Here is a 12,728-nt window from a genome sequence, read left to right on the forward strand (position 1 = left end):
AAATTAAAGAAAAGCCTTCTCGATAAGAAATTTGATTTCCTCTTAACAAAATATAGGATGCAAATAGTTTAAAAAAACAAAAACCCCAACCAACCTGATAGTGCTCAGGAGGAAGGGGTTGTTGCCGAAAACTGTTGTTGTGACCTATTTTGCAATCATTACCTTGACTTGATAGGGTAAAATCTCATTCATTTCGGCTCTTACGAACTTACCCATGTACATGCCGTTTTTCAGATGGGAGACATCGAAAATCCACTGGTGGTCTCCTTTGTCAGCTTTCAAAAGCTGGGACTCAAAAACTTGCAAGCCCGCCAGATTGAAAATGACGAATTTTAAATCTCCTGCCTTTTTGTTTGAAACTTCAAGGGTCAGCTCATTTTGCACAGGCATTGGGTAGGCTACCAGCTTTTCGACAACCAACGGATCGTTTATCCCGGCAACTACTTCATCAATCCGCACCAGCACCGTCCCGTCCTCTGTGACAATGGCTGTCAACGCCACCTGGTCAGTTTCATTCACCAGATCAATGACTGCCGAGCCAAAATCCATCGGCACGCCTGCCAATTCCACGCTTAGCCTGTACTGGCCAACCACCAAGCCTGTCATTGTAAAGAGGCCATTCTCGTCGGTTTCTGCGTCTGTCACATAAGCACCTGTCGTAGCATTAAGCAGATTGACCGTCACGCCAGCGAGTGGGTCTCCGTCGTCCAGAATCCTGCCAATCTCCAGGCCACTTACCCGACTGTTGCCGCTGGTGTTGACCAGCCTGCCTTTCACAACGCCACGTCCCGTGGGTGCAGGCGCCACCTCCACTACTTCTATGTCAACATCACTCCGGCTGGCTGTAAGCGAAAGGGTGACGGCCTCCCTCACAAGAAGTGTATTACCAAACCAGGTATTTCTCAGGTTAGGGAACCTTGCCCGGTCGGGTTTAGCAAATATCAGGTAATCGGCCGCCTCAAGATTGACAAAACTGAATGTGTTCCTGTTTTCTGCCAGTTGCAACTCGTCAGTGCTCACAATATCCCAGCCGCCAGCCGCATTGGCTTTGTAAAGAAGCACCTCAACCACATTCACGGCGGATCCGCCTGGTGTCACCAGCAGCCCTGAAATACTCAGGCTGGTTACCTGGGCCTGAATAACGAAGGCTTCGTCGTTGGTATCGCTCACTGTACCATCTGCTGTTCTCACTCTCACAAATCCATTGGCTGTGGCTGCGTTAGGCACACTCCAATCGAACGAGCCATTCAGGGCGGAGGCTGTTCCCGAGGTCAGGGATTCATATGTGGCTCCGCCATCAGCTGAATACTCCACCACAAGCTCGGCATCCGGGTCAACAGAGGTAGTCGTCCACGTAACTTGCTTCTCCACTCCACCAGCAAGTATCTCACCGCTTTCCGGGGCAGTGACGACGATGGATGGAGCAGGTGCGATGCTGAACGTTGCTGAAATTGCCGAAACGTTATTGCCAGCATTCGCTAGCTTGAACTGGGCTTCCTGAGAGACGGGAGCTTCTATTGTTACGGTCATTTTCCCGGCGAGTTCCGAAGCAAGCCCGGTTCCTTTTGAGCTAAATGTTGTGCCGTTATCAGCTGAGTAAAACAGCTCCAGCTCATCCGAATCGAGCAGGTACTGTGCGGTCCAGGTCACATCATGTGATTCGCCGATAAACAAGGTCTCCCCCTCAGTTGGACTTGTGATAGCCAGCACAGGCTTTGGCAACACTGTGAAAACTTCGTCAGACACATCGCTTACTGACTCCCCAGTCTCCGTACTGATCCTGACAAGTGCCTCATCGCTGAATGCCTCTTCCATCACCAGATCGTATACGCCCATCAGTTCTTCGATCGTACCGGAACCCAGCTGCTGGTAGGTTGTTCCATTATCAAGAGAGTACTCGAACAACAGAGAGGTGGTAGCATCAAGCCCTTCGGTAGTAAACTCAATTTGCGCAGGCTTCCCGAAGCGAACTGTTTCTCCTCCGTTAGGGTACACCACAGCAAGCAGTGGCTTGATTCTTACGGTAAAGTCATCATCACTTTCATCAAACGCCTTATCGCCATCTACTGTCACCTTAATTCTGGCGGTAGTAGTAGATTCGCCCTCGGGAGCCCAATCGAATGTACCTGAGAAGTCGCCCACAACACCTGTAGCAATTTCAGTGTAGCTGGTTCCGCCATCTGTAGAGTAGCCAATAGTCAATGGCGTAGCGTCGTCGAGGCCGGTCGATGTCCACGTGATTTGGTACACCTCACCCAAGTTGACTATCTCCCCGCCATTTGGTGCCGTAACCAAAACTGATTTTCTTGTGAAAATCTGCGTACTCGGTGCGCTTTCCTCACTTGACGACATTACAGTAACTGCTCCAGTAGCAAAGCCCTCAGGAACGGTGACACCCAGTGAGGTAGTCGTCGCCGAGAAGGGCACTGCCGAGACTCCGCCTCCAAAGTTCACTGCGTTGTTAGCTGCAATTGAACTAAAGCCCTTGCCGGTGATCGTCAAGCTTTCCCCGCCATAACCGGACGTAATCGAAAGGCCGGCTGCATCAATTTGCGGTACTATAACAAAGCTCGCCGCTGAAAATGGCCCGGTGGTGGTGCCATTGACTGTTACGTTAAGCGCCCCTGTAATGGCGCCTTCCGGCACCTGCACAGTCAGACTGGAGGCTGTGGCAGCACTCGCCGTAGCAGTTACACCTCCATTGAAATTCACCACATTTTGTGAAGCATTTTCGTCTACAAAGCCTGTTCCGGTTATCGTCAAGGTAGAACCTATCGCTCCTTTTGCTGGTGAGAACCCTCCCGAGGAAATGGAAGGAAGCACTACAAAACTATTGGCCGTCGCTGCCGAGGTGCCCGAAGGGGTAGTAACCGTAAGTGAACCAGTAGCCGCACCAGCAGGCACAGTTACCGATAGAGAATTAGCAGAAACTGAGAATGGCACGGCCGTAGCTCCGGCGAAAGCAACCTGAGTAGCTCCGCTGAAATTAGTGCCGTTGATCTGAATGGTGGCACCTGTGATAGCCGCAGCAGTGAAAGTGGTAATCTTGGGCACAATGCTGAAGTTCCCCACAGATTGTACGGTAATGCCTCCCAATCCCAGCGATATTTTTCCGGTCGAAGCTCCCGAAGGCACTATGGCACTGAGCTCGTTATCGCTGGAGATTGTGAAGGAGGCATTAGTATTATTGAATTTCACGAAGGTCACTGTTGACAGATTGGCGCCCGAAATGGTCACCACATCACCTGAGCCACCCGACACAGGGCTAAAGCTCGCAATCGACGGCTGGCCCTTTATTTCGATGGTACTGCTGCTGGTTCCTGAACCCGAAGGCGTGGTCACCACTATGTTGCCAATACCAACATTTCCCGCAACCGTTGTTACTTTGACGAAGTCAGAAGAGACCTGGTCAATCGTAGCAGCGGTGCTGTTGATTGTCACGCTTGTTGCTCCGGTAAATGTTTTTCCATTGATGGTGATCTGGCTGCCTACCACAGCCAATGCAGGGAAGCTGGTCACTTTTGGTGTCACATTAAATGTGCCTGCGGTAAAAGACTGCCCAGCCTTTTTGATGACCACATCGCCGGATGTTGCTGATGAAGGCACCGTAACGGTAATGCTGGTACCATCAGGGTCGACGGTGAAAGAATTGGCAGATACTCCATTTACTTTCACCTCATTGGCCCCATTCATATTGACGCCGCTGATAGTAAACTGAGAGGCAACCGGCCCACTGGCTGGATTGATACTGAAGCTGCCGGGAGAAGGCAACAAGTTGAAGTTAGCGCTGCTCACCACCTGCTGAGAAGAAGTTGTGTTGATAACTTTTATCGGGCCGGTGATTGTACCAGCGGGCACCGTCACGATAAGACTGTTGCTATTGGCACCGGAAATAGTTGCCTGAACAAAGTCAGACGCCCCTGTGAAGTAAACTTCGTTGGCGCCAATGGTTGAGCCAAAATGGGAGCCGTTGATTGTCACTGTGCTCCCTTCAAGGCCGGTATTGGTGAAGCTGAAGATCTTCGGCACGACGTTGAAAGCAACTGCATTGGACGTCACGCCGCCCCTTGTCACCGTCACATTTCCGGTCGCCGCAGCATTCGAAGGCACCGTTGCTTTGATATTGTCGTCATTGAGAATGTCAAAAGTAGCAGTGGCTCCATTGACGGTCACCGTGGTTACATCTGGCAGGCTAAAGTGGTCTCCGCTGATAGTGATCGTGCCACCGGCAATTCTGGCTGCCGGATCGACTGCATTGATACTGGCTGCCGGAGAAACGATCAGCGCCTGGGCACTTTCTGCCAAAATACCTCTACGGGTAACGGCCACTTTCCCGACACCTTGCGAACCGGACGGCACTGTGATCTGCAACCTATTGCCATTCACAAACACCGGCGTAACTGCTACATCGTTCACTGCCACACTGCTGATGCTGGCCAGGCTTTCAAAATGATTGCCCTCCACATAAACAGTCTGTCCTTCAACCACTCTCTCAGTGGCTGGATTAATGCTGCTGAAGTCCGACTTGAGGAAGCCGGTAATCTGCTGCTCCACCACAAATTCGTCCATTGCGAAAATGGTGAGACCGCCTCGGATGAGTTCGATATTGTTAGCCGTACCATCAGCGTAAGCCGCCGCCGCCATAGGCACTTTGGCCGTGATGGTATTGTCATCGTCGACAGTGAAGTTGCCAACGCCTACTAAGGCACCGTTTATTTTCACAGAAGTAACATTGGGGGCGGTAAAGCCAGACCCTGTGATAGTGACAAAAGTGCCGGCCGGGGCACTTGCCTCGGCAATCTCAGTAATGGTCGCCTGATCATCGAGTGTCAGCTGACTGGCAAGTGTCACCTCAATATTACCTTCTGCGCTTGTTACCGTCTTCACCAGCTTCACATCGTAGCTGGTAGCCGTCAGGGACGGGCCGCTTTGGGCCGTCAGTACCAACTGCAGAGCGTTGTCACTCAGCACGGTGCTTTGGGCGGTTGTTTCATTGCCTCCATCGATGAGCACCACCGAATTGACACCAGGAGAAGAGAAGTTGCTACCGCTAAGCGTCAAAGTTTGCCCGATAACGTAGGTGGAAGCTGCAACATCTGTAGTTACCGACGGCTTCATGTAGAACTGAGCTGTGCCTGAGAAATCTACGTTAGATCCGTCAAACGCTGATGCGGTCAGCCCTCCTCTCAGAATTTTAAGCGCAACAGTACCCCCGGTAATGTTGGACGGAACTGTAAGACTAATTTCGCTGCTGCTGTTAACCGTTGAGCTTACCAACACATCGTTGAGATAAACCTGAGGGGTGTTATCGAAATTAGTGCCGGTAATAGTCAGCGACTCCGATTTTCCCTTTCTGTCACTGTCAAGTGAGGCGATGGTATGTGGCGCCAACACAGTGATGTTGCCAGCAGACACTTGTTCACCCAACCTGGTAAGGACTATTTCGTGGCTGCCTGGCGTGGTATTAGTCGGCACAGTAAAAGTAAGACTATTGGCGTTGATGGACGACACCGAAACACTTGTGCCGCCAAGAGTCACGGTAGCGGATGGTGTGGTAAAAAATGTGCCGCTGACTGTCACTGAAGCCCCTGCAGTGACTGTTGACGCCGATAAGCTGCCAAAAGTATGCTTCACGGTAAATGTGCCCAGCGACTGAGTGAGGCCTGCTCTGGTAATCTGCACATTACCCTGCGTATTGAAATTGGAAATATTGGGCACCGTGGCCGTTATTTCTGTGGCGCTATTGACTGTAAATGAACTTACTGAAGTATTGTTGATGATGACGGAAGAGACCGCCGGGCTGGTGAAGTTCTGGCCGGTCAGTGTCACTGTTCCGCCGATCGCCTGAATCGTCGGGCTGAAGGAACTAAGTACCGCTCTCGGCACTATTGTAATATCGGTTGTGCTTTCCACCGTGCCCACAGGACCCGGTTTGATCACTTCTACCTTTCCCGTACCCACGGCGTTGGGAATGGTCACGCTCAGTGAACCATCGCCTGCAATTGAGAAGGTCGCATTCACGCCATTCACCTTTACCTGACTGACTGAAGGGTAGTAGAAGTTGTTCCCTGAAACGGTAATCTGCTGATCCACCACATAATTCTGGGTATTGAATGTGGTGGAAATACCATGCCGGACGTAGAAGTCGGAAGTGCTCTGGATGGTCAGTCCGGCTCGGGTGATGGCTACCTTGCCTTGACCTGCGAAGTTCATGCTGTTGGGCACTTTCACGACGAGCTGCGTGGCTGTGGCCGACTGAATAGCAGCAGACACGCCGTTGAGCGTCACAGACGTAACTGCAGGCGAGGCAAAGTTAGTGCCTGTGATCGTCACATCCTGGTTCAACCCTGCTACCTGAGTGAAGCTAGTGATCGTGTGCGGTGCAACAACTGTCAGCTCTGCATCACTTTCATCGCTCAGACCGTTTTTCGTCACTGTAACTTTGTAGTTGCCAGGTGTCATCGTTGGCACTGTGATAGAAACACCGTAGTAATTGCTGTTGCTTGTGATGGTGGCAACATTGCTGCCGACCTTTACCTGCGAAACGGAATTGAGGAAAGTACCCCCAATGTTGAGCGTGGCGCCCGATGCAAGCGTCGAAGCGGAAAGGCTCGTGATGTCGGGGGCAATTTCAAAATTATTGGCTGACTGGATTGTTTCACCTGCCCTGGTAATGCTGATGACTCCATTGTTGAAGATGGAAGGTACCGTAGCCTTGATCTCAGTGTCTGAGACCACATTGAAAGTAGCGTTAGTGCCGCTGAACCTGACAGCGGAAACGGCCGGACTACTGAAATGCTCGCCGGTAATAGTCACCTCTGTTTTTGTGACCTGGCCACTTGCCGGGGAAAATGATGAAATGATCGCATGAGGAACGACGATAAAATCGTTAGCGCTCTCGCCGCTCTCCAGGATGCTTTGATTGGTCACTCTCAATTTACCAGTGACAGCCCCAACCGGGACTGTTACGTTCAGAGAGGTGCTGCTTCCGCTGGAAATGTTCGCCTGCTTGTTGTTATAGAACGTGACGAGGTTGTTGGAAGCAGTCGGATTAAAGCCTGTGCCAGAAATGGATACACTCGCTCCCTCCACGGCTCCGGTGGCCAGGGTAAATGAGGTGATCTTTGGCAAAACAGTAAACTGCTGTGGCCCTTCCACGGTAACTCCGCCTTTTGTTATTTCAACTTTCCCGGCTCCATACACCCAGGTTGGGACTGTAAACTGCATGGTGTTGTTGTCAACTACACTGAACGTGACGCTGTTCCCATTGACCACCAAATTGCTCGGCGCCGGGCTCTGGAAGTTCTGCCCAGTGATGGTCACCACCTGTCCGGAAGCGGCTTTCAACGGCGAGAAACTCGTAAACACCGGTGCTGCCACCACGTCGAAGCTGGCAGAAGACACACCTTGCTGAGATACGTCATTATTCACTACAGTTACTGAGCCATCAATAGCGTCCTGAGGTACGATGACTGTAATTGAGGAAGTGCTTTGTGAAACAATTGCCGCAGGCTTATTTTGGTTGAAATACACCGTGTTGTCGACGCCACTGAAGTACGAGCCATAGATCGTCACCTGTGCACCCGGCGCCGCCTGAAGTGTGCTTAAAGAGGTAATGGCTGGAATGACTGTCAGGTCTTCAGTACTTTCTACGTCCACACCTCCTTTGGTTATGCTCACCTTTCCGGTACCCGCAATGGAAGACGGCGAAATATGCACCGTAATCTGCTGATCGGAGTCTATGGTGAAATACGGCGTTCCGAAGTAGTAATACTGGTAAGTAATGCTCTCTCCGTTGATCTTTACTAAGCTGGCTCCCGTAAAATTGTCTCCGGTGATGACCAGCGATTGTCCCTTGGTGATTTTGGTAGCAGACAAGGATGTGATCTTGTGCTGCTCGACTGTCAGGTCTCCCGTAGCTTCGAAGAACCCATTGTTAGTGCTCACAGTCACCTTGCCGGTGCTGGCTCCCTGAGGCACGGTTACATTGATTTGGGTATTTGAAACGACGGATGCTGTAGCCGCCAGGCCATTGATAAACACCTGGGTGTTGTTGTTGAGGAATGACGTATTCACACCTGAAATGGTGACAGTTTCAAAGATTCCCGCCGTTTTTGGTGTGAAATCAATCGACTGAATTTTAAACGCCTGTGCGGATGTGTAAACGGTCCCGTCTACATCCACCTCCACTGCACCGGTAGCTTCCACACCAGATGGAACCACTACCGAAAGCAAATCAGCACTTTCCACCACCACGGAGGTTGCTGCCACAGCTCCTAAAATGCCATTAGTAAAAGTTACAGAAACAGATGTGGCCGCATCGAAATCAATGCCACTGCCGTTGATAAAGATAGTGTTGCCCACCTGGCCCTGATCAGGAGTTAGCGTAATTCCCGAAAGCACCAGCTGATCGGGAGAAATGGCCGTTCCCTTACCAGAAACGTTTACTTTGATGAAACCAGAAACCGCTCCCTGTGGCACTTCAACCACCAGCTGGGTGGCCGAAGCCGATGTTGGGTAGGCAGTTATGTCCGGGAAACCAGGGAAGGTGATTTGGTTGTGATTGGCAATAGATGAAAAGCCGCTTCCGTCAATTTGAAGATCGGCGGCGCTGTTGATCAACGTAAGCGAGCTGATGGAAGGAGCGGGAAGGATTGATACTTCAGCGCTGGCAATGGTCGCCAGGCCTGACTGATCCACCAGACGGATAATGGCATCTGTTTGTGAGGCAACTTCGGGAACCAACCAATCAAACTCTGTGAAGGATGCAGACAGGTCGTCTTCTATCAGGAACCAGTTGGCTCCAGCGTCAAGCGAATACTCAACGCTGAGCAGATCGACCAGCGTACTTCCCCACCTGATTGTAGTAACGCTGTTTGAGATCAGCTCTGCAGCATTCGCCGGAGCAAAAAGCACCAGTGAAGGCCCGGAGGTTGCCGCTCTGCCCTGCACATTTACATCGATATCAATATTCGACAGATTGGAATCGACAAATCGGTTTCTTAAGATGCCCTGCGAAAGCGCACCGTTATTGGTGGCTGGGGCAAACTTGACATACACAGGAATGCTCCTGATGCCTGCTTGAGGTGCTATTACCAAACTGTTTGTAAAGCCTGAACCTTCACTCAGCGAAATCTCAAAATCGTCTGGGTTAGTTGAAGTGACAGTTACGCCAACGTTGGTCACATTCAGCAGATAAGACAACACCGTTGTCGTGCTGGCTTGCCTGATACCAAAGTCTATAAGGCTGACAGGGTCGTATCCTTCATCAGTAGCCACCACTGGATATACTGCGTCAAATGTTTCTGTTTCGATGGTTTGGCCTCCACCAACGATTCTGAATTTGGCATTCTCACCCACAAAATCCGGGGTGTAGCTATAGGTCACGTCAAAGTCAGCAGAAATGTCGATAGCGTCCTCAATGAGTACCTGCGACTGGCCGGGCACCACATAGTAGAGGTCGAAGGTGCTGAGGCCGTCGTTTGTAAAGGTGATATCGACGGGAAGGTCATAAACGAGTACATTCTCCCCTTCCTGAGGGTAGCTGACCGCCAAATTGTAGATAGCGGGACTGGCTATGAAAAATACATCTGAAGTTCCCAGCACAGTGGACTCATATTTGGCCCTGATCATGCAGGACTCAGAAACAAACGAAGAGTTGGACGGCACAAAATCGAAGAAATATGACCCGGCAATATTGTCCAGGGTATTCAGTGCCCCAGTTTGTATCGTGTAAGGGAAACTCACGCCGCCGTTGGTCGACAGCTCAAAAGTAAGCACATCACTTCCCGCTATTTCCGAAGGCAAAAACTCGACGGCCACCGATCCACCGAGGTACACCACATCACCTGACGGACTGGAAAATTCGACTGAACGAACCGGTATGGGCACGATACTGAAAAAGCTGTCACTTTCGTCGGACTCTGCAGTGGTTGTGTTGGTGATTTTCACCTTTACTTCTGAACTCACATCGTCGGGTACCGTCCAGGTGTAGGAGTTGCCTGGCACGGCGGAGTATAATCCGGAAAAAATGGTTTGATCGCCAGCGCCGGCATTGTAGCTTAGTACAATATTGTCGGAGTTATTCCAGGTACTGGAAAGAGACCAGGAAATAGTTGTCTCATTGCTGACCATTAGGGTCTGACCACCATTGGGGCTGTTGAGAGTAACCGGAGCACAAACGGCACAGACGGTGAAGGCAGCAGATACGTCATCGACAGCCCTGGTACTATTGGCCACCTTAATTTTTACATTAGACCCAGTGATGGCAGGCACAGTCCAGTTGTAGCTATACCCGTTATCGATGGCTGTAAGCTGGTAACCGTAGATAGCATTTATAAATACATCCGCCCCATCATTAACCTTATAATACAGATAGTACAGATCGGACGTCTTGGCGTCCCCAATATGCCAGCTAATTGTTCTTTGAGAACTTTGCGGAAACGATTCTCCTCCTGCTGGGGTCAGAATAGAAATGGACGGCTCGTAATACACCCTGAATGCAGTACTGGTGGCCTCCACATTTCGTGTCGAGTTCCACATACGAACCGTTACCTGACTGTCGTCATCAGTGCCAAAGTCGGGAATGGTCCAGCTGTAGCTGTTCTGATTACCACTGGGCGATAGTGCATAGCCGTAGTTAGCCGTGATTTGAATTTGTGAACCTCCGTCTTTGCTATAGTACAGGTAGTAAAGGTCGCTGGACAGCTGATCTCCGTTGCTCCAGGTGATCGTCTGGGTTTCACCAAATTTCTTCTGCTCTGTGCCAACAGGTGAACTAATTGTCACTGATGGCTCGTAATACACCCTGAATGCACTTGTGGTAGCTTCCACATTTCTTGTCGAGTTCCACACACGAACAGTTACCTGACTGTCATCATCGTTACCAAAATCGGGGATGGTCCAGCTGTAGCTGTTCTGATTGCCACTCGGCGATAACGCATACCCGTAATTCGCAGTAATTTGAATTTGCGAGCCCCCATCTTTGCTATAGTACAGGTAGTAAAGGTCGCTGGAGAGGTTATCTCCATTACTCCATGTGATCGTCTGGGTCTCACCAAACTTCTTCTCCTCTGTACCAGTCGGTGAACTAATTGTCACCGATGGCTCATAGTATACCCTGAAAGCACCTGTGGTGGCTTCCACATTTCTTGTAGAGTTCCACACACGAACGGTTACCTGACTGTCATCATCGTTACCAAAATCGGGGATGGTCCAGCTGTAGCTGTTCTGATTGCCACTCGGCGATAACGCATACCCGTAATTCGCAGTAATTTGAATTTGCGAGCCCCCGTCTTTGCTATAGTACAGGTAGTAAAGGTCGCTGGAGAGGTTATCTCCATTACTCCATGTGATCGTCTGGGTCTCACCAAACTTCTTCTCCTCTGTACCAGTCGGTGAACTAATTGTCACCGATGGCTCATAGTATACCCTGAAAGCACCTGTGGTGGCTTCCACATTTCTTGTAGAGTTCCACACACGAACGGTTACCTGACTGTCATCATCGTTACCAAAATCGGGGATGGTCCAGCTGTAGCTGTTCTGATTGCCACTCGGCGATAACGCATACCCGTAATTCGCAGTAATTTGAATTTGCGAGCCCCCGTCTTTGCTATAGTACAGGTAGTACAAATCATTTTGAGTGAACGTGCTATTGTTTGTCCACGTAATTGTCAAAGCCTGACCAAACTTCTTCTCCTCAACGCCGACGGGCGACAAAATTGTAATATCCCCCTGCGGAGAAATAGTAAATTCGTCGGATAGGTCAAACACGCCCGCATCCTGGTCTGCCTCCACTCTAACCTGGGCAGTTGACACAGCCGAACCCGTCACCGTCCACTCATAACTGTTTTCTCCGTCAGGAGAATCCACATTTTCGGCAATCACCACATCACCCGAACCGGTATTGTAGTAAAGGTTAACCCCGCCTGCGCTACCCGAAGCGGCGTCGACGTTGTTGCTTTCCCAGGTGATGAATTGGGTGGTGCCTATTTCCCAATTGGAGGCTGATGTTGGTGAGGTCACAACAACCTCCGGAGCGGAAGAACCACCGCCATCAAAAAACCTGCTCCCATCAGGCTGATATTTGTAGTCGAATGTAAAAGAAGTGCCAAATCCACCATCAGGAAGACCTGTGATCTCCATTAGGGCATAATGGCCTTCACGTGTGTATACTCCCCACAGCTGCCCTACTGAAATGGGAGCGCCCTGTGTTCCGTCAGGCCAATCCCATGACACTGTCACCCAGGGTGAAGCATTGGTTCTTTCCGCCACTTCTGTGACCGATTCGATATCTCCAGTGCCTATAAGCAAAAACCGTCTACCAGTGGAGCTAAGCGAAGTGCTTCCCTCATTACCGAGGTTCACTCCTTCATTACTCACAAATACAAAGTCGACAAGGTAATCGGCATCATCCTCCTTGCCCGCAGTTTCTTCCCTTGAGAAATCAAATCCGCTGTTGAAAGAACTTGTTGCAGAACCAGTTACTATGCCCTCTCCTGTGAACAGGGCAACTGTAGAATTGTGGGTATTTAAGTCAGACGAGGAAAAGTTTTCGGCACTTAACGCCCGGGCAGACATTGAAGAAAAAAGTAGGGTCGCAATGGTAAAAATCTGTATGACAACTTTCATTTGATCAGGTCTTTCAGTCTAATTGGATTTTGACACCATAAAATTAGACCGGGCCAAGACCGTCCGAAATACCGTCTTCGGGGTATATTACACTAACC

At 50.4% G+C, this 12,728-nt stretch carries 1 protein-coding gene; it reads right to left on the bottom strand.

Translation table 11 applies throughout. From position 1 onward, the window contains the following. Positions 1-144: 144 nt before the first annotated feature. Complete coding sequence (locus RT717_RS21920) at positions 145-12,630, bottom strand: IPT/TIG domain-containing protein (protein ID WP_317488493.1); 12,486 nt, start codon at positions 12,628-12,630, stop codon at positions 145-147. Positions 12,631-12,728 lie beyond the last annotated feature (98 nt).

The sequence above is a fragment of the Imperialibacter roseus genome, from assembly GCF_032999765.1.
Lineage (GTDB): Bacteria > Bacteroidota > Bacteroidia > Cytophagales > Cyclobacteriaceae > Imperialibacter > Imperialibacter roseus.

What these genes read in the sequence shown, in the direction of transcription:
- RT717_RS21920 (WP_317488493.1), bottom strand. Translation starts at nt 12,630, where the DNA reads ATGAAAGTTGTCATACAGATTTTTACCATTGCGACCCTACTTTTTTCT.